This window comes from Gordonia sp. NB41Y, from assembly GCF_030718915.1.
GTDB lineage: Bacteria > Actinomycetota > Actinomycetes > Mycobacteriales > Mycobacteriaceae > Gordonia > Gordonia desulfuricans.
Map to the genome: position 1 here is coordinate 4,964,083 of NZ_CP132196.1, position 23,296 is coordinate 4,987,378.

The following is a 23,296-nucleotide window of genomic DNA, read 5'->3' on the forward strand; positions in this document are numbered from 1 at the left end:
AGTGCGGCACTGAAACGGTGTTGCATAAACGCACTTCTTCGACGAAAGGCATCAGCAATGACCGACCTAGAGATCGTTGCTAAGTACCGCGACGTGCTCACTACCAAGCAGCTCTGTGAGCAGTACCCGTTCCTCAACCCCGGCACGATGCGCTACCTCCGCCACAAGAACGAGGGGCCCAAGTCCTGGACCGTCGGCAAGAAGGTCGTCTACGCCCGAGCAGACGTGGAGGCCTGGCTCGCCGAGCAGGAGCAGGCCACCACCCGCGGTGGTGCCGCGTGACAGACCGCTACCCCTTCACCACTGCAGTCGACGCCGGCCTCGGTGCCGAAGAGTTCGAGGGGCCGCGCCGGTTCACCCGGCAGTGTGAGCGAATGTCACATCCCGTCGACAGCACTGGCATCGAGATGGGGGTGCCAGACGCGGGCATGACCGACCGGATGATGGCCGCGATCGAGAAGGCCGGCGGATTCGGCCCGGATGACGACGATGTGCTCGACCCGCGCATCCGTCAGCGGATGCTCGACCAGGCCGCCGATCTCCTGCACGACGTGCTGCAGGAAACGCCCACTGCAGCATCACACCGAGACCGGCTGGGAGAGCTGACCCGCGCGGTCAAGGACCTCGCCGACGAGATCAACCGAGAAAACGAAGCTCCCGACACCCAAAGTCTTGGCGGACACGGTGTCGAGAGCCTCACCACCACCCACATGAAGGAGCAGTAGACATGACTGACAGTACAGCCGCCGCCACCGAAGCGCGATTCCCGGTCACCAGCGAGTACCTCGAAATCCTCGCCCAAGACTTCATCGTCGGCGGCGACATCCTCACCGATGCCAACCGGGCTATGGCGGTGTACATCTACAAGTTCCGCCCCGACGGTGAGGACGACCCCGAATCCGCGTGGTTCCAGACCCCGCGCGTCTACATCGGAGACGTCGACGGGCATGGGGTCGACCTCGCCGACCCGGTCGCCATCGTTCGGCTGGGCCTAGCGATCGCCCAGGCCGGCCTGCGGGCGGCCGAGATCGCCCGCCGCGGTGACTGACCCGATCACCTGGGGTCCGGTGCGGGAGTTCCTGTACCGGGCCCTGGGTGGCCGCACCACCACCATCATCGCGGGCACCGAGGAATGGTGTGCACTCGCCGACGACGACCCCCGCAAGACCACCGCCTTGCTGATCGCCGGATCACGGTGGTGCCTGGAACAAGAACTCCAACACCTCGACGACCAGCGGCGCGCATTCAAGGACGCCGCTCTTGCAGTCGCCGAATCCAAGGACTGGAAGACCGTCGCACAACGCATCCGCAGCCGCGACAGCTACTACCGCGAACACCCTGACCTGAAACGAAAGAAGGTCTCCTAGATGGCAGACGAACCTGACGACCCGCGGGTCTTCACCTGGACCAGCGGGTCGAACGTCAAGCCCGTTCGTGTCGACTGGTGGGAACGCCACCTGATCCCACGCGGATGCCTGACCCTAACCGCCGGCCGCGGCAACTCCGGCAAGAGCACCACGTGCGCAGCCTGGGCCGCCGAGGCAACCCGACGCGGAGAGGTCGTCGCGTGGCTTCACAGCGAGGAAGACCGAGCCATGCACATCACCCCGAAGATGCTCGCCGCTGGTGCCGATCTCGACCTGATCAAGTTCCTCGATGTCGGGGTCCGCATGGACGACGGCACGATCAGCGAAGCGTCGCTACAACTCCCGCGTGACCTCGACCGGCTAGAGCAAGGCCTTGTTGACCTCGGATGCAGGTTCGTGGTGTTCGACGCCCTCACATCGTTCAAGAGCTCGAATATGTCAGCGAACTCGGGTGACGACGTGCGAGCGTTCCTTGAACCGATCCAGCATATGGGAGGTCGGCTCAACGCAGTAGTCCTCGGCATTGCACACCTCGGCAAGGACGGCGAACGCAAGGCCCGCGATGCAGTCAAGGGTGCCTCGGAATGGACCGACGTGCCCCGCCAGGTGCTCGCCTTCCACCGCGAGGATGGAGAGACCGAGGGCGTCATCTCCGACGTGAAGGGCAACCTGTCGCCATCACCGCGCTCGATTGGCTACGCCTTTGAAAACGTCTCCCTACCCGAGCACGGAATCGACGAGGTAGGCCGGATCATCTTCACCGGCGATGTCGACACCAACGTCGACGAAGCTCGGCGGTCTGCGGTGCCCGACGATGACACCAGCGACCGAAAAGAATCTGAAGTCTGGCTGGAGGACTACCTCACCGAGAACGGCGAAATGGACAGCACTGTCGCCAAACGTGACGGAGCCAAAGCGCTCGGCGTCAGCGCAAAGACCATCAGCCGAGCGGCCGCCGCGATCAAGGTCAAGATGACCCCACGCGGATTCCCGCGAAAGACATTCTGGTCGCTGGCAACGATCGTAGACGGTGATGTCATCAGTGAGGACAGTCGGGACAGCGGAGACCCCCCTATCCCAGTAAACGTGTCCCCACTTGTCCCCACTGGTCCTGACCAGGCACAACGCAATGTCTCCACTGGTGTCCCCACTGAGGAAAAACCCAGTGAGGACAAGGCTCAGAACAGTGTCCCGACTGGTGTCGCCACTGCCCGCCCCACCCATTGCCGGGTATGCAAGCTGGAGCTTCCGAAGGCGGCCACCACCGACATCTGCGACGAGTGCGACGACCCCGCCCACCAGGTACCCGAGCCGCCCGTCAAGCGTGAGCTGACCGTGGTGCACGACGGACGCAAGACCCACACCAAGCCGCTAACCAACGTCTGCGCCTACTGCTCGGACTACCTGATCTACGACGACGACAAGCGCGACGGCTACCACACCAGCAGCTCGGAGTGCATGAACGCCCACAAGGCCGCGACGAAGAAGATGGGGGCCTGATGCCGCGTAAGCGACCCAGCCGCCCATGCCGCCAATGCGGGCGCAACACCAAGTCGATCACCGGGTGGTGCGACCGACACCGGCCCATCGACGCCATCCCGATCGTCCATCGCGTCGGCGGTGGCATCAGCTTCGCCGGCCACACCTACACCGACGCCCAAGCACGCCACTTAGCCGACACCATTCACGACGTACTTGAAGGAGAGCAACACCAATGACCACGACACCCCGCGACATGCCCACCAAGGCCGCTCGGCCCCTCTCACAGACCGAGGAACGACGCCTACGGGCTCGCACCGCCAATAGGTTGGTCATCCTCCAACGAGGGCACCTCGCCGAACTCACCGCCGACGAACTTCTACTGCTCCACGAACACATCGACAACTTCTACCGTGAACTCGGTCGCCGGATCGGCCAGGCCGCCCGTGACTGACAAACCCTGCCTCGTCTGCGGCGAACCCTCGCCCCAATCCCGATGCCCCGACCATCGACTCGACGACCACCAGCAGACAGCCCACGCCCGAGGCTACGACTCCAGATGGAACCGCCTGTCGCGCAAAGCACGACAGCTCCAACGCTTCTGCACCGACTGCGGCACTACCACCGACCTGACCGCCGACCACAGTCCCGAAGCATGGCGACGACACGCGACCGGCAAACCCATCAGGCTCCGCGACATCGACGTGGTCTGCCGCCCCTGCAACGCACGCCGAGGCCGAGCCAGGGGGGTAGGACCCATCGCCGCAGGTCAGAGACCCGAAGGCAAGGCGCAGAACCCGTTACACACCCCTGGGGGGTATCGGTGAAGGCCGGTCCGAAGGCCAAGGTGGACGTCACTCCGCTGCCTTTCCGCCCCAGGTCAACGGGGGCAAAACGGTTCGCGTCGTTCGCCGAGAAGTTCATCAAGGTGCCCAAGGGAACCAATGCCAAGAAGGCACTGCGGTTGCGGCCCTGGCAGCTCGGTCTGATCGGGTCGGTCGAGGACGCCGAGCTGCCACCGCGCACTGCGGGGTGGATGCTGCCCCGAGGACAAGGTAAGTCCACGCTGGTCGCCGCGTACGGGCTGTACCGGTTCTTCACCGATGGTGAGGGTGCGGTGGTGGCGGTGGTCGCCGTGGATGAGCGTCAGGCCGGCATCGTGTTCAACATCGCCCGCCGGATGGTCGAGCTCGATGACGAGTTGTCGGCGCGCGTGCAGGTGTTCAAGGACAAGCTGTACTGGCCGACCACCGACTCGTACTTCCATTGCCTGCCGGCGTCACCGGCATCACTGGAGGGCCTGGACTACACCTTGGCGATCCTCGACGAGGCTGGTGTGGCCAACCGGGATGCCTACGAGGTCCTGACGCTGGCTCAGGGTAAGCGGGAACGATCGACGCTGATCTGTATCGGCACGCCCGGCCCGAACGTCAACGACCAGGTCCTCGCGGATCTGAGGAACTACGCTGCCGAGCATCCCGAGGACGGCAGTCTGGTGTGGCGGGAGTTCTCGGCCGCCGGGTTCGAGGATCACCCTGTCGACTGCACGCATTGCTGGGAGCTGGCCAATCCCGCGCTCGACGACTTTCTCCACCGGGACGCCCTCGTAGCCCTGCTGCCGCCCAAGACTCGGGAGTCGACGTTCCGGCGGGCCCGGTTGTGTCAGTTCGCCACCGACACCGACGGCGCGTTCCTGCCTGCCGGGGTGTGGGCGGGGTTGTCGACCGGACAGCCGGTTCCCGACGGCGCCGACGTGGTGATCGCTCTCGATGGTTCGTTCTCCGATGACACCACCGCATTGCTGGTGGCGACGGTCGGCGCCGAGCCACATGTCGACAAGGTGAAGGTGTGGCAGAAGCCGCCGGGTGACGAGAACTATCGGGTGCCGGTTGCCGAGGTCGAGCAGACCATCCGGGACGCCTGCCGACGGTGGGACGTCGTGGAGATCATCGCCGATCCGTTCCGGTGGACTCGGACGTTGCAGATCCTCGAGTCGGAGGGTCTGCCGGTGGTCGAGTTCCCACACTCACCGGCACGACTGACCGCGGCCACCACCGACTTGTTCTCGGCGGCAACCAACGGTCGGATCTCACACTCGGGCGATGTGACGCTGGCCGAACATGTTGCTGCTGCGGTGATCCAAGAGGATGCCCGAGGTATCCGATTGTCCAAGGCGAGCCGATCTCGGTCGGCCCGCAAGATCGACCTGGCCGCATGTTTGGTCATGGCCCACAGTCGCGCCACCTGGCGCGCAACCCACAAGAAGCGTTCCAAGACAAGGAGTTTCGCATGAACACACAATTGCTCACCACCCTGCTACAGAAGATCGACGAACCGGCTGCACGGTATGCCGACCTCGACCGCTACTACGCCGGCGAGCAGGCGTTGGCATTCCTCAGCCCCGAGTCTCGAAAGGCGTTGGGAGACAGGTTCGGTCGACTTGCTACCAACCTTCCGCGACTGGCTGTGACCTCGCTGGCCGAACGACTACGGGTCACCGGGTTCGTCGGCGCCGACGTCTGGACAGACTGGCTCCGCAACGACCTCGATCAGGAGTCGGGTATCGCCCACCGTGAAGCCCTGCTCCTCGGTCAGGGGTTCGTGATCGTGTGGGCCGATCGGTCCGGCCGGCCGAAGGTCACCATCGAGTCGCCGAAACAGGTTGCGGTGCTGACCGATCCGGGTACCCGCCGGATCACTGCCGCGGTCAAACGCTGGGAGACGGCGACGACGACCGAGGCCACCGTGTTCTTCCCCGATCTGATCCTGCGGCTGCGGGCCGAGCAGACCGGGGCCACCACCCAAGGGTTCCGCACCATCGAGGAGATCCCGAACCCGCTGGGCGTGGTGCCGGTGGTCCGCCTGCGCAACGGCGACCGCCTCCTCGACGAGGTGGGGGTCTCCGAGATCGATGACCTCAAGCCGTTGGTGGATGCGCTGAACAAGGTGCTCGTGGACATGATGACCACCTCGGAGTTCGTGGGTCGGCCGCGACGCTGGGCCACCGGCATCGAACTCGAAGAGGACGACGACGGTAACGCGGTGAACCCGATCCCCGAGGGCAACCGAGCCATGATCTCGGAGAACGACTCCGCCAAGTTCGGTCAGCTCGACGCCGCCGGCCTCGAGGGATACAAGACCGCGGTAGATGTGCTGCTCGGTCAGATCATGGCCGTCTCGGCGCTGCCTGCCCACTACATCGGGCAACTGTCGGACACCCCGGCATCCGCCGATGCCCTCCGTGCCGCCGAGGCCAGCTTGACCGCCCGCGCCGAGGCCCGTCAGGCCCAGTTCGGACGAGCTTGGGAAGACGTGGCCCGGTTGATCGTCGGGGTCCGCGACGGTGCCGATCCGCAACATGTCGACGTGCGGGTGACGTGGGCAGACGCCGCGACCCGCTCGATCGCCCAAGAGGCCGACGCGGTGGTCAAGCTCTACCAGGCGGGCCTGCTGCCGTCCTCGTACGCGCTCAAGCGGTTGGGCTACTCCGACACCGAGGTCATCGAGATCGCTGCCGCACGACGCGGTGACGCCCTCAACTCGATGGCCGTCGACTTGACCAAGCTGGTGAGCTGATGGCCTACCGTGACCACCTCGTCGCCTTGTCGGAGAGATCCGAGCGACAGGTGCTCGCCGCCTACAACGCGTGGCTGTCCGGCGCGTTGTCTCGTGACGAGTGCATCCAGTACATCGCCTCCGCCATCGCAGTCAGCAACGGACAAGCCGATGCGCTTGCACGCATGGCCTACGCCTCCGAGCTGATGACCCAGCTGGGTACACCGGCACCGGTCGTGAGCAGCGTTCGGCCCGACGACCTCGACCGGCTGACCAAAGCCGCCGGCACTGTCCTCGATGTCGCCGAAGCGTCCGCCGTGTCTCAGACGATCGTTGCGCGGTTGGCCCGGTGCGAACCACTCGAGACCGCGGCGAAGTCGTACTCCGACTCGATGATCCGGTCGGGCAAGACCAAGGGATGGGTGAGGCAGAAGTCGGCGAAGGCCTGCCAGCTGTGCACCTGGTGGTGGCGTGAGGGCCGCGTCTGGCCCGCCGAGCACCCGTTCCAACACCACAAGGGATGCACCTGCACCCCGAAACCTGTTATCGCAGAAGGGATCAAGGAGACATGGAAGACAGCACGAGAGAAGGGGATTCGATGACTGACACCACCGAGGTTCAGCCCGAGTCGATCGCCGAGGAGACCTCGGCCGAGGACGACAGCCCGACGGTCGACGAACAGGAGCAGGTTGAGCCCGACACGTTCGACCGTGCCTACGTCGAGAAACTGCGCCAGGAGAACGGCAAGTACCGGCAGCGTGCCCAGCAGGCCGACGAACTCGCGCACCGCCTGCACCGTGCCCTTGTCGAGCAAACCGGCCGACTCCAGGACGCCAGCGACCTCCCCTTCGACGACGAGCATCTCCGTGACGGCACGTCACTGGCTTCAGCGATCGACGAACTGCTCACCGCGAAACCACACCTGGCCGCACGCCGGCCGGTCGGCGACATCGGACAGGGTGCAACCGCCAACGCCAACGATGTGAACCTTCTCGGCCTGCTCGGAGGACACTAGACACATACCCGCAGGGGTATAGTCAAGGGGACTTTCCTGGTGAAAGTCCCCTTGAGTCGTCCTGGTGGCGAAGGTGACCATTCCCTTCAACTCCCCAGGAGCACACCGTGGCCGAGTCCACCGCAACCAACAACGAACTTCTCGCAGACCAGGTATCGAGCCTGCTCGTCCAACCCCTCGAAGCAGCCTCCGTGGTCCTCGGGTCCGGGCCCCGCATCTTCGACACCGCCCGCCAACTCCGCATCCCCAAGCTCGTGTCCGGGTCGACGCCCGGATTCGTCGGCGAGGGTGGCCTGATCCCCGACGACGGCGAGATCGAGTTCGACGAGATGACGCTGATGCCCAACGAACGCAAGAGCATCAAGATCATCCTCCGATACACCAACGAACTCGTCCGCCAGTCGATCATCGGCATCGACGCCGTCCTCAAAGCTCGACTGATCAAGGATGTTTCCGACGCCCTCGACGACGCACTACTCCAGGGGACCGGCGCGTCCGACTCGATCAAGGGCATCACCCGCCAGTCCGGCGTCACCACCGGCGCCTTCACCCCGACCGACCCTGACACCCTCCTCGACGCCATCGCTGCCCTGAACGCCAAGGAGATCCAGCCCACCCGCTGGTTCCTCTCCGGCGCCGACTTCGCCACCCTCCGCAAGATCAAGGAAACCACCGGCAGCAAGCGGTACCTGCTCGAGCCCGATCCGTCGAAGGCCGGCGGCACCACCCTGTTCGGGATCCCCACCACCGTCACCAACAAGCTCCCCCAGGGCCAGGCCATCCTCGCCGACATGTCGACCGTGGCCATCGCCCGCGACACCAGCCCCTCGGTGACCGTGCTGTCCGAGCGATACGCCGAGTACGACCAGGTCGGTCTGCGCGTCACCACCCGCTACGACCTCGGCCTGTTGCACCCGGAGGCAGTCGCGGTCCTCGGCACCAGCGGTTCCTGATGGCCGTCACCGGTCAAGACGTAGCTGACTTCCTCGGCCGGGGCGACGACGGCGAACTCGCCGCCCTGGCCGAGCAGCACGCCACCATCGTCACCGCAATGGCCCGCGCCTACACCCGCGGCAACGGATTCGATGACGTCGACCCCAACGACGAGATCGCCGCAGTGATAACCACCGCAACGGCACGCCTGGTCTCTTACCCCGATCAGGCGCCATCGAGGACCGACACCGCCGGCCCGATGAGCCACGCAGTCAACGGTGCCGGATTCACCGGATGGACACTGGCCGAACTGTTCGTCCTCAACCGGTACCGGAAGCGCGCACAGTAGCCAGTCCGTCCGCAGTGCGTCCGCAGTAGCTCCACAAGCGGCCATCGTGTGCCAACGACTGCAACGCTCTGACCTGGGGTGAGTGCATTTCGTCAACACGCGCCAACAATGCAAACGCCCAGGACGCGATTCTTCTACAACGTCGTGGTCACGGGTACCAAGCCCGAGTAGCCGATCGGCGCATCGAGAGTGCGCCTGGGCCAACAGAACTGCCCACCGCCGGAAGTCCGGTGGTGGGCAGTTCGGTATGCGGTATGCGGTCGGCGGTGGAGGTCTCCGGCTGGTTCGTCGCGGGTGGACCCGACTCGACCGACAGAACTGCCCACCGCCGGCGATCGGCGATGGGCAGCCCCTCGCAGTGGAGGTCGGTCAGTTCTCGACGGGATTGAAGCTCGAGGTGGCGACCGGGACTCCGAGAACCGAGTTGATGGCCTTGAATCCGGTGCTGGTCCGGATCAGGGTGAGGCGGCTGATCGGCGGGATGTCGGCGTAGCCGCCGGTGGCGGTCTGGACGAGGGTCAGCGGGGTACCGGCGGTGCCGATCAGCTGATCACCCTTCACCTCGTACGGCGAGCACTTCTGCTCCACCGAACTGCCGTAACGGGTTTCGACGCACAGGTTGTACGTTCCGTCGGGTACTGCGGCCGATGCCACGCCACCGCCGACGGCAAGTCCGGCAACCGCGGTTGCGCCGACGGCAGTGGACAGGAGAATCAGTCGTTTGATCATGTGCTGCATGTTTCCTTAGCCTTACCTAATATGTCAATCTCCACTGTTGGGCTTTGGGATTCGTCACATCGGACGTTCCCCCTCCGGCGGCGTCGACCCGACGCCCCTCTGCGCCGACCACACGCCTGATGCGCGGTCACCGCCGCAGCGGCCGGCCGGCGATCCCCGTGGGAGAGGGCCCGGAGCGGAGTCGGCAGATCAGACCGTGATGTCGTCGTCGTAGATCAGGTTCTCCGGCAGCCTCGCGAGGACGGCGGCCATGTTGTATTGCGCCATCGGGGCCTTGTTCTCCACGTCGCGGGTGTAGGTGGCGTGACCGGTACTCCCCACACGCACGATGCCGGTCCGATCGGTGCCGGCATGCGTGGTCAGTCGGATGAGTTCGGGGCTCGACGCCGGATCGCTGCCGAAGATCCCGAGAGTGGCGATGGGGTCGTCGTCGTTGCGCAACAGGTACGACCTGCCGCCGACGAGGTTGAAATCATCCGGGCCGTAGTCGATGTCGTACCCGCGGTCGCCGCCGAGGCCCGGGGAGCCGAAGAAGACGGCGTCGTGGACCAGATCGCGGGTCATGCGCAGGGCCTCGGCGGTGACCAGTGATCCGTAGGAATGGCCGAGTGCGACCAGGTGCGGCTGCCGATCCGACGCCGCGACGATTCCGGTGTAGAACCGCGACAGGATCGGCGCGGTGTCACGGGCCTTGCCTGCCGTGGCCACGTGCAGGGCACCTCGCGCCGTCGACACCTTCCCGCCCGGTCCGGTGAAATTCGGTGTGTCATAACCGATCCATGCGATCGCGGCCACAGCCTCGGTCTCGCGTCCGGCCAGATGCAACTGCCGCAACGCCTCCTCGCGCAGCAGCCGGGCCTCGCCACCCATGCCCTGATACGGAAGGTCGCCGGTCAGCGACGGGTCGATGGTGGTGCCCAGTCCCGGTGTGGAGATCCCGATGTGATCGGCGGTGTCCGGGTCGCCGACGGCGAGGGCCGCATGGCCACGCTCGCCGCTGTACATGTCGAAGGAGATCAGCAGCCGCGGATGTGCGCTCTCGCTGCGCCGCAGTTCCCGCTCGATCGCACCGATGTCGTCGATCTTGCGGTCCACGTACCACTTTCGGGCATCGTCGCTGGTGAACCTGCCACCGAACCGGTTGCCGGTCAGACGTGCGGCCAACTCGTCGCTGCGACGCGTCAGATCGGCCTTGACCCGGGCGATCATCGCCCGGTTGGCGGCGTCGCGGTCGGCCGCGCGGATACCGTCACTGTTGCCGATCCATTCCGGATGATCGGTCAACAGCTGGTCGCGGCGGGCATCGGGTAGCTGCGACCACCACGCACTGCGGACCGCGGCGGACCCGCCCAGCTCGTCGGGACGCACGTCGTCACCGGTCACCTCGTCGGCGCTCATCCCCCGATTATCGCCGGTGGCCCGCGCCATCGGGGTGAGGTCGACACGCCGGGAGCCGGATGTGCGAAGCTGAACTCCCATCCGTGAACCCCTGCCGCCGGGAGCGCCGCACCGCCATGCCCTACCGTTTCACCGTCGAGGACGTCGCCTTCCTCCGGTCCCCGGCGGGAGAGCAGGCCCTCGACGCGGTGGCGCGGCTCGCACTCACACCGGCATCGATGCTCGCCGACGTCGCCGACGTGCGCCGACATCACCCCGACCACGATGCGGCGCTGATCGAGACCGTCCGCTGTCGACGCCGCGCCGCCGGCCGGCTCCGGAACCCGCAACGGCTGCTCGCCTCCGACGACGCGGTACAGCAGGCCACCGCATCGGTGGTCGCCGCCCACCGTGCCGCCGACCTCGCCGCCCGCCATCCCGGGGCGGTGGTGCACGACGTGACCTGTTCGATCGGCGCCGAACTCGTCGAACTCGCCGCGGCACCGGGCCTCGGCGGCGTGATCGGCAGCGATCTCGATCGCGTGCGACTGGCCATGGCCCGGCACAACACCGCCGATCCCGACATCGTCGCCGGCGCGCCGCCCACCCTGCTCGTCGCCGACGCGCTCACCCCCACCTCGACCGCCGACGTCGTGGTCGCCGACCCGGCCCGTCGGACCGGCGGATCACGGGTGTTCCGGCTCGACCAGCTCACCCCGCCGCTACCCGATGTGCTGACGGCCTATGCGGGCCGCCCGCTGGTGGTGAAATGCGCACCGGGACTGGACTACCGGCAGCTACGGGAGCAGTTCGGGGTGGTCGGTGAGGTACACGTGACCTCCCTGGACTCCGGCGTGCGGGAGGCCTGCCTGTGGGTGGGGCCGGGCATCGGGGACGGTCAGCGCGCCACCGTCCTGCGGACCACACCGGACGGATCGGTGTGGGCCGAGGAGATCACCTCGGCCGAACCCGACGACGTCGGTGCCGCCGGTGACCCCGGCCGGTGGCTGATCGACCCCGACGGTGCGGTGGTGCGTGCCGGACTGGTCCGCCACTACGCCCACCGCCATCACCTGTGGCAACTCGATCCGCAGATCGCCTACCTGACCGGGGACGAGATCCCGCTCGGCGCACGGGGTTTCCGTATCCTCGAACGCCTCGACTCGACCGGCGACAAGGTGCTGCGCAAGTCGGTCGCAGCACATGACGGCGGCAGTCTGGAGATCCTGGTCCGCGGCCTCGACGTCGATCCGGATGCCTTGCGAAAGCGGCTCAAACCCAAGGGATCACGACAGCTCGCGCTGGTACTGACCCGGATCGGCCGCAAGGGCGTCGCCTTTGTCTGCGAGGCCGGTATCCGCAACGACAGGTTCGACGGCACTGCGCCGCAGACGGATTGAGGCACAGCACACCGCGGCGACCACGCACAACCCGGCCGCGACGTGGAAGGTGGTGTCGTAGGAACCCTGCGCATCTCGCAGGTAGCCGGCACCGAAGGCCGCCACCGCCGCACCGATCTGATGCGAGGCGAACACCCACCCGAACACCACCGGGGTGTCGGCGCCGAAGTAGTGCCGGCAGATCGCGATGGTCGGGGGCACCGTCGCCACCCAGTCCAGGCCGTAGAAGACGATGAACACCCAGGTACTCGGCTCGGCATGGGGACTCAGCAGCACGGGGAGCGCCATCAACGACGCCCCGCGCCCCAGGTAGTAGACCACCAGCAGCACTCGCGGATCGACCCGGTCGGTGAGCCATCCGGACAGCACCGTCCCGGCGACGTCGAAGATCCCGACGGTCGCCAGCAGCGACGCGGCGACGGTGGTGGGCATGCCGTGATCGTTGGCCGCGGGGATGAAGTGGGTGCCGATCAGGCCGTTGGTGGTCATCCCGCAGATCGCGAAGCTCGCGGCCAGCAGCCAGAACGCCGGTACCCGTACGCCCCGGATCAATCCCGCGACCGCAGAACCGAACTCGCGCTCGGGGATCTCGGGGTCCGCGGCGTCGGGGTCGGGGGTGTCCGATGCGGCCCCGTAGGCGGTCGTGCCCACGTCGCGCGGATGGTCACGGATGAACAGCAGCACCAACGGCACCACGGCCAGTGCCGACACGGTGACCACCACCGACGCGCATCGCCAGCCGTAGGTCTCGGTGAGATGGGCGACCACCGGCAGGAAGATCAGCTGACCGGTCGCCGAGGCCGCGGTGAGCACGCCGGTGACCAGACCGCGCCGGGCGACGAACCAGCGGGTGGAGATGGTGGCGACGAATCCCATCGAGATCGATCCGGTGCCCAGTCCGACCAGCACACCCCACAGGATCAGCAGCTCCCAGCTCGCGGTCATGAACACACCCAGGCCGGTGCCCGCGGCGATCAGAAGCAGCGCGATCGCCAGGATCGGGCGGACCCCGAAGCGATCCATGAGTGCGGCCGCGAACGGTGCGGTCACACCGAACAGCACCATGTTGATCGACATCGCCGCACCGACGGTGGCATGCGACCACCCGAACTCCATGTGTAGCGGATCCATCATCACGCTCGGGACGGCACGGAACCCGGCGGCGCCGAGCAGGGCCACGAAACCGACGCCGGCCACGATCCACGCCCAGTGCAGGCGGACGGGGCGACGTGGACCGATGGCGGGGGCTGGTGAACTCACCGATCCATCATCGGTCCGACCCGACATCCGAACCAGTGGCATGATTGCCAATATGTCGGAAGATCATGCCACTGTTCGGATCGAGTCGGACAAGGCGGACACGGAGCAGGTGGATTCGGTGGGCACCACCGCCGCGCGTTCGACCGGGGTGCAGTCGGTCGTCGTCCTGCTGTTGCCGCCGATCGTCGGATTCGACGCCTCCATCCCGCCGCTGCTGCTCGGTGAGGCATGCGACGACATCGGTGACCGGCTCTACGACGTCACCACCGTCGGACTGTCCACCGGTGCGGTGGCCACCACCAGCGGGTACGGATGGGTCGCCGAGGCGGGACTGGAGGCCATCGCCGACGCCGACACCGTGATCGTCCCCGGTACCCGGTTCCCGCCGGCCCGGCGCGACGGCATCCTGTCCGACGACGTCGCCGCGGCGTTGGCGTCACGGCGCCCCGACGCGCGGCTGGTGTCGATCTGCACCGGCGCCTTCGTGCTCGGTGCCGCGGGGGTGCTCGACGGACGCCGGGCCACCACCCACTGGCGGTATGCCGACGATTTCAGACGGCTCTACCCCGACGTCGACCTCGACGAGTCGGTGCTGTTCGTCGACGACGGTGACGTGCTCACCTCGGCGGGGCTGGCCGCGGGAATCGACCTGTGCCTGCACATCATCCGTCGCGATCACGGTGCGGCGGTGGCCAACCGGGTGGCCCGGCACTGCGTCGTACCTCCGTGGCGTGAGGGCGGTCAGGCACAGTTCATCGAACACCGTCTGCCGGTCGAGGCCGACCGCAGCACCGCGCCCACCCAGCAGTGGGCGCTGTCGTGTCTGGCGGAGCCGTTGACCGTCGATCGCCTTGCCGCCCATGCCCGGATGAGTTCACGTACCTTCATCCGCCGGTTCCGGGCCGAGACCGGCCGTGCACCGGGGGCGTGGTTGCGTGAACGTCGACTCGACCTGGCCCGGCAGCTGCTGGAGACCACCGACCTGTCGGTGGAGGTGATCGCCGCACGGTCGGGACTCGGTTCCGCCGACAACCTGCGGCATCACCTGCGCACCGAACTGGGGATGGCGCCGTCGGCGTACCGGCGCACCTTCCGCGGGGTGTGAGCGATCCGGGTCAGGCGCCGGGGATGTTGGCCTTGGAGTCGAAGTAGTAGACCTCGCCGAGGTTGGTGGCGGTGGCGATCTGCCCGGCCGCCGACACCGCGATGCCGGTGGTGAATCCCGCCGACTCCGGCATCTCGATGCTGCGCAGCGTCTTGCCGTCGGTCGCCGACACCTCGGTCAGGGCCAGGGTGTCCTTGCCGGGTTCGCGTACCACGGTCCACGCGGTACCCGCGGCGGTCAGCGTGGACAGGCTCACCGCGGCGAGATCGGTACGCTGCCACACGCGTTCGGCGCGATCCCCGTGGTCGCGGATCAGGGTCAGCGGGGCACCGATCACGCCGGTCGGGACGATCAGGCCGTCGGGGGAGACGGTCATCGTGGCGAAGCCGTACCCGCCGTTGTCGTAGGTCCAGCGGGTCGATCCGGTCGCGGCGTCGAGGGCGACGATCTGCCCGAGCCGGCTGAACGCGTACAACGTGTTGCCGTCGGCGGAGACCGTCGTCGGGCCGACCACGCCGCCGGGAACCTGTGCCTTCCACAGCTCGCGGACCGTGCGGGCGCCGCCGGTCTCGTCGTAGGCGAAGCCCCGCACCTCACTGGCGATCGCGCCCGACGGCCAGACGTTGAGGAAGAAGCGTTCGTGCGCGACGTCGACGGCAGGCGGGGCCGGGATCACACATCGCGGACCGTTGGTGACGCAGTCGCCGAAGCCGTAGAGCGGGTCGGCCGGGTCGGCCTCCGGGCGCAGTCGCACCTCGGGGGCCATGAACTCGTCGGTCTGGCTGTTCATCAGCAGGATCTGGCCCTGCGTGGTCACCGCGAGCACCATCCCCGGGCCGGCGAACTTCGCCGACAACGGCACCCCGATCATCGGCATCCGCCACCGGATCGCGCCACCGGCGTTGAAGGCGAGGAACATTCCCTCTTCACCGATGTAGGGCTGGTCGTACTGGTCGGTGAGCAGTGCATTCGACGACATGCCCTCGCGCATGTTCTTGCAGAAGTTCTTGCGCCCACCGCGCGGGTCGAGCACCAGCAGGTCGCAGCCGGTGGAGTTGGAGGTGACCCCCACGTTGCCGCTGCCGGAGATCGTGACCGGCGCGGTCACGGTTCCGCCCGTCGGGCGGGTCCAGCTCAGTGCGAGATCGTCGGGGACCGATGCATAGGCGAAGTTGGAGTTGGCGGCGTTGCCGCCGTAACTCGACCAGCCGGCACCGGCGATCGAGCGGACGTCGATGTGGCCGTCCGAGCAGGAGCTCAGGACCAGTGCGGTCACAAGACCGAGCACCACGGCCACGGCTGCCGGAAGTCGACGCGCCCGGTGCGGTCGGAGGGCAGCCGCCATCGATGCTCCTTGTCCTCGAGCCGCCGGTCGGAACCCGGCAGCACCACCGGTAGAGCCTAGCGTGTGGGCTCGCCGGGGCCCGCGACCACGACGCGTAGGGTTGCTGCCCATGACGACGATGTGGAATGCCAGCTACCGTTCCCGGTGGCGGGCCGGGCGGCGTCGCGACCCCGCACAGGTGCGATTCCTGACGCGTGACTCGCTGCGCTGGGTGCTGCGCAACAAGGCGTACACCCCCTGGTACCTGGTGCGCTACTACCGCCTGGCGAAGTTCCGGATGGCCAACCCGCACATCGTGCTGCGCGGCATGGTGTTCCTGGGTCGCAACGTGGAGATCCACGCCACCCCGGAGATGGCGCGTATGGAGATCGGACGCTGGGTGCACATCGGCGACGGCAACTCCATCCGCTGCCACGAGGGTTCGCTGCGGATCGGCGACAAGACCGTCTTCGGCTGCAACAACGTGGTCAACGCCTACCTCGACATGGAGATCGGCGGGTCGACCCTGGTCGCCGACTGGTGCTACCTCGTCGACTTCGATCACAAGATGGACGACATCACCATGCCGATCAAGGATCAGGGCATCGTGAAGGGGCCGGTCCGGATCGGCCCCGACACGTGGGTGGCCGCGAAGGTCACCGTCCTGCGCAACACCGTCGTCGGTCGCGGCTGCGTCCTGGGTTCGCACGCAGTGGTCAAGGGCGAGATCCCCGACTACTCGATCGCCGTCGGCGCCCCGGCCCGGGTGGTCAAGAACCGGCAGGACGCCTGGGCGGCCGGCGCCGAACAGCGTGTCGAACTCGAACGTGCCCTCGCCGACATCGAACGCAAGAAAGCAGCGGCTGCCGCCCGATCGGCGAAGTGAGCGGTCGGCGGCCACCTCGGGTGGTGGTTCCGTTCCGAGGTCGGCTGTCTGAGGTTTCGACTCGACTCGTCGCTTCGCTCGTCGGCTCAACCATCAATTGCGTACTGCGGCTGTAGCTTTGGTGGTTGAGCCGGGGCCTGCTGCACTCATTGTTTGCTCGACCGTCAACGGCCAACTGCGGCTTGGTGGTTGAGCCGAGGCCTGCTGCACTCGTAGTTTGATCAATCGTCAATGGTCAACTGTGGCTTGGTGGTTGAGCCGGGACCGAGCCGTTAGGCGAGGACCCGTGTCGAAACCTGGTGGGGTGATTTGTGTTCGTTTCCACTTCTGGGGCGGTCGCTTCGGCGATGTCGGCTGTCTGAGGTTTCGACTCGACTCGTCGCTTCGCTCGTCGGCTCAACCATCAATTGCGTACTGCGGCTGTAGCTTTGGTGGTTGAGCCGGGGCCTGCTGCACTCATTGTTTGCTCGACCGTCAACGGCCAACTGCGGCTTGGTGGTTGAGCCGAGGCCTGCTGCACTCGTAGTTTGATCAATCGTCAATGGTCAACTGTGGCTTGGTGGTTGAGCCGGGACCGAGCCGTTAGGCGAGGACCCGTGTCGAAACCTGGTGGGGTGATTTGTGTTCGTTTCCACTTCTGGGGCGGTCGCTTCGGCGATGTCGGCTGTCTGAGGTTTCGACTCGACTCGTCGCTTCGCTCGTCGGCTCAACCATCAATTGCATACTGCGGCTGTAGCTTTGGTGGTTGAGCCGGGACCGAGCCGTTAGGCGAGGACCCGTGTCGAAATCTCCGCAGGTCACCTCGGCTGGTGGCCACCTCGGACGGTGGTCCGACGACGACGTGCACTGGCTGCGAACCTAGGGGTTTCCGGGATCGCGTTCGGGCAGGGGACGTTCGACGATGGTGGGGCGGCCCTGCGGCTGGCGGACGCGGCGCTTGACGGCGGTGTAGACCGCCACGGTGCGCTCGGCCACCTCGGCCCAGGAGAAGTCGGCACCCAACCGGTCGCGGGCTCGGCGGGCACGAACCGCCGCGGCCTCCGGATCCGACAGCGTCCGGCGGACCGCGGACGTCAGCCCGGCGACGTCGGCCGGCGCGAAACACAGGCCGGTCTCCGGCTGGCGCACCGCCTCGCCCAGTCCGCCGGCCGTCGACACCACCAGCGGGATGCCGGTGGCGGCGGCCTCCAGTGCGACGATCCCGAACGGCTCGTACCGGCTCGGCAGGACGATCGCATCGCAGCGGTGCATCAGTTCGACGAGCCGATGATGGTCGACGGCGCCGAGGAATGTCACGGCCCGGGTCAACCGGTACTTGGTGACCAGCTCGGTCAGCCAGTCCAGCTGGGTCCCGGCCCCGGCGATGGTCAGGGTGGTACCCGGATGGGTGCGCCGGATCCGGGGGAGTGCGGCCAGTAGGTCCTGGACGCCCTTCTCGTACTCCAGTCGCCCGGCGAACAGCAGCTCGGCCGGTCCGGAGCGCTTCGTCTTGGGAGCGAAAGGCCATGCGCGCGCGTCGATCCCGTTGTGGATCACCTGCACTTCACACGGCGGGGAGAACAGTCGGGTCACCTCGTCGCGCATCGATTCCGAACAGGTGATCACCGCGTCGGACTCGGCGGCCAGCCACCACTCCACCGAGTGCACCTGGCGGTTGATCGACCCGCTGACCCAACCGCTGTGCCGGCCGGCCTCGGTGGCATGGATCGTCGAGACCATCGGGACATCGAAGATCTCGGCCAGTGCGATCGCCGGGTGCGCGACGATCCAGTCGTGGGCGTGCACCACATCCGGGGTCCAGCTGGTCGCGCTGGAGCCACGTTCACCGGCCAGGATGGTCAGGCCGGCGCGGATGAACCCGTGGCCCATCGCCAGCGTCCACGCCATCATGTCGGTGCCGAAGTCGAACTCCGGCGGGTCCTCGGCCACCGCGATGACCCGCACGCCGTCGGTGCGGGTGTCGGTGGTCGGATGCGTCAACGCATCGGTACCCGACGCCCTGCGGGTCAGCACCACGACGTCGTGCCCCGCATCGGCGAGTTCGGTGGCCAGGTGATGGACGTGTCGGCCCAAACCACCCACCACCACCGGCGGATACTCCCAGGACACCAGCAAGATCTTCATCAGTTCCCCCCACGCAGTGCTTGCGACCCGTCGCCCACCCGACGGGCATCGAGATCTGCGAACAGATTGTCCGCGGCAGACCAGTTCCCCGCCAGCCGCCGTGCCTCGTCGGCCTGGCCGCGCAGTGCGGCGTCGACGATCTCGCGGGTGGCGTGCGCATGCGTGTGCGCACGGTCGACCGCATAGCCGGCGGCAGTGTCCTTGGAGACCATGAACGGCCAGTCCGACGACACCGTCATCAACGCCTCCCGCACGATCTGGTCGGCCACCCGGTTGCGTCCGGCCCCCGGTTCGACCAGCTTGTCCACCGCGTCGAGGGCGGTCTGGGTGACCTCGGCGTTCAGCTGGACCAGATGCGCCACCTGCGGGCCGTTCCACACCCGCCAGTCCTTACCCGATCCCCAGGACGACGCGGGCAGATCCATCGGTGCACCGACATAGCCGGCGTCGGCGGCCCCGGCGAGGGTGCCGACGGTGACACCCACCTCCGGGAGCCGGCGCAGCACACGCTCGAGCCAGATCGGGCCCTCGTACCACCAGTGCCCGAACAGTTCGGTGTCGAAGGCGGCGACCACCAGTGCCGGCCGGCCGATCCGTGCCGACTCGTCGACCAGACGCCCACGCACATGCTCCACGAAGTCCTCGACGTGGCGGTCGATCACCGCGTCCACGCGAGCCGGGTCGTAGGGCTTCTTGTCCGGACCGGCCACCGACTTCCCGGTCACCCGAGCGGGTTTCAGACCGGTCTCGTGGTCGTAGGTGTGGAAGTCCCGGTAGGCGGCGTGGCCGGGATAGCCGGACTTGGGTGACCACACCCGGTAGCTGACGGTGAGGTCACGACCGAAGGCGAGTACCCCGGTGTCGCCGACCGGACGGCCCAGCGTCGTGTCGCCGCGCAGCGTCGGACCGTCGACCATGAAGTGTTCGACGCCCGCCGCGGCGTACTCGTCCTCCATCCCCGGCGCGAAGGCGCACTCCGGCGCCCAGATCCCGCGCGGGGTGTACCCCCACCGGGTCTGCGCGTCGGCCAGACCCTCGCCGAGCGAGAACTGCCGCAACCGCGGGTCGAGCAGCGGGGCGAACGGATGCGCGAGCGGACCGCCGAGGATCTCGGCCACCCCCGTCTCGGCGATCGCCCGGATGGTCGGTGAGCCACCGTGACGCCAGTGGCGCTCGAACTCGGTGATCGCCTCGGCAGCCGTGCGGTATTCACGATGGCCCAGGGTGCGGCGGTCGGCGTCGTCGGACACCGCGGCCTCGGTGGCGCGCAGCTGCCAGTCGGCCAGCCACTCGTACATCGACCTCGTGCAGTGCGGGTCGTCGAGCTGGGCGGCCAGCACCGGGGTGATGCCCAGCGACATCAGATCCCGGTGCCCGTCGTCGGCCAGGCGGCGCAGCATCGCGAACAAGGGAAGATAGGACGCCGCCCACGATTGATAGAGCCATTCCTCGCCGACCGGCCACCGCCCGTGGTTGGCCAGCCACGGCAGATGGGAATGCAGGACGAGCGTGAACTGTCCCGGTACCGGTTCGACGCCGGCAGTCCGCTGCGATGAAGTGGTGGTCACGATGGGCGACGCACCGCGATCGCGAGCAGATCCAGGCTGTCGTCGATCCCGACACCCGCATCGGCCGGGTCGAGCACGGCGAAGTCGGCGGCCCGCACACCGGCGACGTCGTCGACGAGGTCGGTGGGCCAGTCCTCACCGGCCAGCGCCCGCTCGATCTGGGCGTCGATCAGCGATCCGCCCCACTTGCGGTCGAGCGCCGCCAGCGGTTCGCCGTGGTAGACGCCGAGCATCGCGGTCACGTCGAAGCCGCCGTCGACCAGCAGTTCACGTAGTTCGTCGGCATTCAGTTCCCGCGTGTGGAACGGGTTGAGCGGGGTGTCGCGGCCCGGAGAGAAGGTGACGCGGTTGGGGGTGGCGATCAGCAGTTCCCCGCCGGGACGCAGCACCCGCGCGCATTCGGCGATGAAGCCGGGCTGATCCCACAGATGCTCGATCACCTGGAAGTTGACCACGGTGTCCACCGAGGCATCGGCCAGCGGGAGATCGACGAGATTGCCCTGCTGGATCGTCACCTGCGGATACCGGCGGCGGGTGTGGGCGACCGCGGACTCGTCGTAGTCGACGCACGTCACCTGTGCTCCGGCGTCGGCGAGCATCGCCGCACCATATCCTTCCCCGGAGCCGGCCTCGAGCAGCTGGCGTCCGGCACACCGGTCGAGAATGTGCTGGTAGGCGATCTCGTGGCGGCGGAACCAGTAGTTCTCCGCGGGGATTCCGGGAACGGTTCGCTCACCGGTCAGGGCGAGCTGCTCATCTGCCGAAAGTGCCTGGTATGCGCCGGACGAGGGTGCCCGGTCTACGTCGGTCATCCCCACGACACTAGTCGCCCGGCGTACTGTGAGGTAGTCGATGTTCTACCGGTGGATATGACGGGTTAAAGTGAGGGGACCGATGGCCTTACCCGCCGGTAAGTTGCCGAACCCGACGCAGGAGGTCGACGCAGACCCATGACCAACATTGTCGTTCTGATCAAGCAGGTCCCGGACACCTGGTCTGAGCGCAAGCTCTCCGACGACGACTTCACTCTCGACCGTGAGGCCGCCGACGCCGTGCTCGACGAGATCAACGAGCGTGCTGTCGAAGAAGCACTGCAGATCAAGGAAGCCAACGGCGGCGAGGTGACCGTGCTGACCGCCGGCCCGGAGCGGGCGACCGAGGCGATCCGTAAGGCCCTGTCGATGGGTGCCGACAAGGCGATCCACATCAAGGACGATCTGCTCGCCGGTTCGGATGCCGTTCAGACCGCGTATGTGCTGGCCCGTGCGCTGGGCACCGTGGAGGGTGTGGAGCTGGTCATCGCCGGTAACGAGGCCACCGACGGCCGTGTCGGTGCGATCCCGGCCATGATCGCCGAGTACCTGGAACTGCCGCACCTGACGCACCTGCGCAAGCTGACCCTCGAGGGTGAGACGCTCAGCGGTGAGCGCGAGACCGACGAGGGTATCTACCACATCACCGCGGAACTGCCGGCGATCGTCTCGGTGAACGAGAAGATCAACGAGCCGCGCTTCCCGTCCTTCAAGGGCATCATGGCCGCGAAGAAGAAGGAAGTCACCGTCGTCACGCTCGCCGAGATCGACGTCGAGCCGACCGATGTGGGCCTGGCCAACGCCGGGTCGACGGTCACCAGCTCCACCCCGAAGCCCCCGAAGACCGCCGGTGAGCGTGTCGCCGATGAGGGTGACGGTGGCGTGAAGGTCGCCGAGTACCTGGTCTCGCAGAAGATCATCTAGCTCGACCGGTAGACCCCACCATCACAGCCCGCGCCAACCGGTTCCGACGGTGTGGCGCAGGGCATCTCAAAGACATTCAGGAGTAGAGGAAATGGCAGAAGTTCTCGTTCTGGTCGAGCAGGACGCCGAGGGCGCCCTGAAGAAGGTGACCGCTGAGCTGATCACCGCGGCGCGTGCCCTGGGCACCCCGGCGGCGGTCGTCGTCGGCAAGCCCGGTGCGGCCGACGGCGTGATCGACGGTCTCAAGGAGGCCGGCGCGGAGAAGATCTACGTCGCCGAGTCCGACGATGTGGCCACCTACCTGATCAGCCCGCAGGTCGACGTGCTGTCGTCGATCGCGGAGTCGGCCGCCCCGGCCGGCATCCTGGTCGCGGCCACCGCCGACGGCAAGGAGATCGCGGGCCGGTTGGCCGTGCGCCTGGGTTCGGGTGTGCTCGCCGACGTCATCGACATCAAGGACGGCGCCGTGGGCGTGCACTCGATCTTCGGTGGCGCGTTCACCGTCGAGGCACAGGCCAAGGGCGACACCCCGGTGTTCTCGGTCCGTCCGGGTGGTGTGGAGGCAGCTCCGCAGGCCGGCGCCGGTGAGCGTGTGGACGTCGAGGTTCCCGCCGCTGCGGAGAACGCCGTCAAGATCACCAAGGTCGAGCCGAACGTGGGCGGCGACCGTCCGGAGCTGACCGAGGCCTCGATCGTGGTCTCGGGTGGCCGCGGTGTGGGTTCGGCCGAGAAGTTCTCCGTGGTCGAGGCGCTGGCCGACTCGCTGGGTGCGGCCGTGGGAGCGTCGCGTGCAGCGGTCGACTCGGGCTACTACCCCGGTCAGTTCCAGGTCGGTCAGACCGGTAAGACCGTGTCGCCGCAGCTCTACATCGCCCTGGGTATCTCCGGTGCGATCCAGCACCGTGCGGGTATGCAGACCTCGAAGACCATCGTCGCGGTCAACAAGGACGAAGAGGCCCCGATCTTCGAGATCGCCGATTTCGGTATCGTGGGCGACCTGTTCAACGTCGCACCGCAGCTGACCGAAGAGGTCACTAAGCGCAAGTGATCTGAGATCCCGAAGAAGCCCCGCCACATCTG

The 23,296-nt window shown here is 67.1% G+C and carries 24 protein-coding genes; 17 read left to right on the forward strand and 7 right to left on the reverse strand.

The features are described from left to right. The first annotated feature begins 57 nt into the window (after positions 1 to 57). The 12 genes from Q9K23_RS21525 (at position 58) to Q9K23_RS21580 (ending at position 8,698) form a co-directional block, all read left to right on the forward strand. On the forward strand, positions 58 to 282 hold the full coding sequence (locus Q9K23_RS21525; RefSeq protein ID WP_053778622.1) for a helix-turn-helix domain-containing protein: 225 nt from the start codon (positions 58 to 60) through the stop codon (positions 280 to 282). Then, the gene (locus Q9K23_RS21530; RefSeq protein WP_020794739.1) at positions 279 to 725 is read left to right on the forward strand and encodes a hypothetical protein; all 447 of its coding nucleotides are present in this window, start codon (positions 279 to 281) and stop codon (positions 723 to 725) included. The genes Q9K23_RS21525 and Q9K23_RS21530 overlap by 4 nt, the downstream gene beginning before the upstream one ends. A 2-nt stretch (positions 726 to 727) precedes the next feature. Next, complete coding sequence (locus Q9K23_RS21535) at positions 728 to 1,048, forward strand: hypothetical protein (RefSeq protein ID WP_020794958.1); 321 nt, start codon at positions 728 to 730, stop codon at positions 1,046 to 1,048. Then, positions 1,041 to 1,367 (forward strand): DUF2742 domain-containing protein, encoded by a 327-nt coding sequence (locus Q9K23_RS21540; protein ID WP_020794956.1) that lies wholly within the window; start codon positions 1,041 to 1,043, stop codon positions 1,365 to 1,367. The genes Q9K23_RS21535 and Q9K23_RS21540 overlap by 8 nt, the downstream gene beginning before the upstream one ends. Further along, entirely contained in the window at positions 1,368 to 2,867 is a 1,500-nt protein-coding gene (locus Q9K23_RS21545) for an AAA family ATPase (RefSeq protein WP_020794959.1), read from the forward strand. A 214-nt stretch (positions 2,868 to 3,081) separates the two neighbouring features. Beyond that, on the forward strand, positions 3,082 to 3,300 hold the full coding sequence (locus Q9K23_RS21550) for a hypothetical protein (protein ID WP_020794725.1): 219 nt from the start codon (positions 3,082 to 3,084) through the stop codon (positions 3,298 to 3,300). Between the two features lie 369 nt (positions 3,301 to 3,669). Then, positions 3,670 to 5,139, forward strand: a complete 1,470-nt coding sequence (locus tag Q9K23_RS21555) for a terminase large subunit (protein ID WP_020794723.1) — start codon at positions 3,670 to 3,672, stop codon at positions 5,137 to 5,139. After that, a complete protein-coding gene (locus tag Q9K23_RS21560; protein ID WP_020794726.1) occupies positions 5,136 to 6,422 on the forward strand; it encodes a phage portal protein in 1,287 nt (428 codons plus the stop codon). The genes Q9K23_RS21555 and Q9K23_RS21560 overlap by 4 nt, the downstream gene beginning before the upstream one ends. Beyond that, complete coding sequence (locus Q9K23_RS21565; RefSeq protein WP_020794731.1) at positions 6,422 to 7,003, forward strand: hypothetical protein; 582 nt, start codon at positions 6,422 to 6,424, stop codon at positions 7,001 to 7,003. The genes Q9K23_RS21560 and Q9K23_RS21565 overlap by 1 nt, the downstream gene beginning before the upstream one ends. Continuing rightward, entirely contained in the window at positions 7,000 to 7,416 is a 417-nt protein-coding gene (locus Q9K23_RS21570; protein ID WP_020794734.1) for a hypothetical protein, read from the forward strand. Before Q9K23_RS21565 ends, Q9K23_RS21570 begins: the two co-directional genes overlap by 4 nt. A gap of 107 nt (positions 7,417 to 7,523) precedes the next feature. Beyond that, entirely contained in the window at positions 7,524 to 8,369 is an 846-nt protein-coding gene (locus tag Q9K23_RS21575; RefSeq protein ID WP_020794730.1) for a phage major capsid protein, read from the forward strand. Further along, positions 8,369 to 8,698 (forward strand): hypothetical protein, encoded by a 330-nt coding sequence (locus Q9K23_RS21580; protein WP_020794732.1) that lies wholly within the window; start codon positions 8,369 to 8,371, stop codon positions 8,696 to 8,698. The genes Q9K23_RS21575 and Q9K23_RS21580 overlap by 1 nt, the downstream gene beginning before the upstream one ends. 369 nt (positions 8,699 to 9,067) lie before the next feature. Here Q9K23_RS21580 and Q9K23_RS21585 read toward each other — a convergent pair whose 3' ends face one another. Together Q9K23_RS21585 and Q9K23_RS21590 are read right to left on the reverse strand one after the other, a co-directional pair. Then, entirely contained in the window at positions 9,068 to 9,427 is a 360-nt protein-coding gene (locus tag Q9K23_RS21585; RefSeq protein ID WP_261978145.1) for a hypothetical protein, read from the reverse strand. A gap of 198 nt (positions 9,428 to 9,625) precedes the next feature. Next, on the reverse strand, positions 9,626 to 10,834 hold the full coding sequence (locus tag Q9K23_RS21590) for an alpha/beta hydrolase (RefSeq protein ID WP_020794724.1): 1,209 nt from the start codon (positions 10,832 to 10,834) through the stop codon (positions 9,626 to 9,628). A 116-nt stretch (positions 10,835 to 10,950) separates the two neighbouring features. Between Q9K23_RS21590 and Q9K23_RS21595 the strand changes: the two genes are divergently transcribed. Continuing rightward, positions 10,951 to 12,213: a class I SAM-dependent methyltransferase gene (locus Q9K23_RS21595; protein WP_305950565.1), complete on the forward strand. Its 1,263-nt coding sequence runs from the start codon at positions 10,951 to 10,953 to the stop codon at positions 12,211 to 12,213. Here Q9K23_RS21595 and Q9K23_RS21600 read toward each other — a convergent pair. Beyond that, positions 12,100 to 13,473, reverse strand: a complete 1,374-nt coding sequence (locus Q9K23_RS21600; protein WP_261978148.1) for an MFS transporter — start codon at positions 13,471 to 13,473, stop codon at positions 12,100 to 12,102. The genes Q9K23_RS21595 and Q9K23_RS21600 overlap by 114 nt on opposite strands. A gap of 148 nt (positions 13,474 to 13,621) precedes the next feature. Between Q9K23_RS21600 and Q9K23_RS21605 the strand changes: the two genes are divergently transcribed. Beyond that, the gene (locus Q9K23_RS21605; RefSeq protein WP_053778885.1) at positions 13,622 to 14,578 is read left to right on the forward strand and encodes a helix-turn-helix domain-containing protein; all 957 of its coding nucleotides are present in this window, start codon (positions 13,622 to 13,624) and stop codon (positions 14,576 to 14,578) included. Between the two features lie 10 nt (positions 14,579 to 14,588). Here Q9K23_RS21605 and Q9K23_RS21610 read toward each other — a convergent pair whose 3' ends face one another. Beyond that, positions 14,589 to 15,923 (reverse strand): PQQ-binding-like beta-propeller repeat protein, encoded by a 1,335-nt coding sequence (locus Q9K23_RS21610; RefSeq protein WP_053778881.1) that lies wholly within the window; start codon positions 15,921 to 15,923, stop codon positions 14,589 to 14,591. A gap of 109 nt (positions 15,924 to 16,032) precedes the next feature. On the opposite strand from Q9K23_RS21610, the gene Q9K23_RS21615 reads away from it, so the two are divergent. Then, positions 16,033 to 16,788: an acyltransferase gene (locus Q9K23_RS21615; protein WP_053778882.1), complete on the forward strand. Its 756-nt coding sequence runs from the start codon at positions 16,033 to 16,035 to the stop codon at positions 16,786 to 16,788. Between the two features lie 858 nt (positions 16,789 to 17,646). Here the strand turns inward: Q9K23_RS21615 and Q9K23_RS21620 are convergent. The 3 genes from Q9K23_RS21620 to Q9K23_RS21630 are packed head-to-tail and all read right to left on the reverse strand — an operon-like array spanning position 17,647 to position 21,292. Beyond that, positions 17,647 to 18,912 (reverse strand): glycosyltransferase family 4 protein, encoded by a 1,266-nt coding sequence (locus tag Q9K23_RS21620; protein ID WP_053776261.1) that lies wholly within the window; start codon positions 18,910 to 18,912, stop codon positions 17,647 to 17,649. After that, the gene (locus tag Q9K23_RS21625) at positions 18,912 to 20,480 is read right to left on the reverse strand and encodes a glycoside hydrolase family 57 protein (RefSeq protein WP_053776262.1); all 1,569 of its coding nucleotides are present in this window, start codon (positions 20,478 to 20,480) and stop codon (positions 18,912 to 18,914) included. Before Q9K23_RS21625 ends, Q9K23_RS21620 begins: the two co-directional genes overlap by 1 nt. Continuing rightward, complete coding sequence (locus Q9K23_RS21630; RefSeq protein WP_053776264.1) at positions 20,477 to 21,292, reverse strand: class I SAM-dependent methyltransferase; 816 nt, start codon at positions 21,290 to 21,292, stop codon at positions 20,477 to 20,479. The genes Q9K23_RS21625 and Q9K23_RS21630 overlap by 4 nt, the downstream gene beginning before the upstream one ends. 138 nt (positions 21,293 to 21,430) lie before the next feature. On the opposite strand from Q9K23_RS21630, the gene Q9K23_RS21635 reads away from it, so the two are divergent. Together Q9K23_RS21635 and Q9K23_RS21640 are read left to right on the forward strand one after the other, a co-directional pair. After that, positions 21,431 to 22,216 (forward strand): electron transfer flavoprotein subunit beta/FixA family protein, encoded by a 786-nt coding sequence (locus Q9K23_RS21635; RefSeq protein ID WP_020792352.1) that lies wholly within the window; start codon positions 21,431 to 21,433, stop codon positions 22,214 to 22,216. A gap of 91 nt (positions 22,217 to 22,307) precedes the next feature. Beyond that, complete coding sequence (locus Q9K23_RS21640) at positions 22,308 to 23,264, forward strand: electron transfer flavoprotein subunit alpha/FixB family protein (protein ID WP_053776263.1); 957 nt, start codon at positions 22,308 to 22,310, stop codon at positions 23,262 to 23,264. The last annotated feature ends 32 nt before the right edge of the window (positions 23,265 to 23,296 follow it).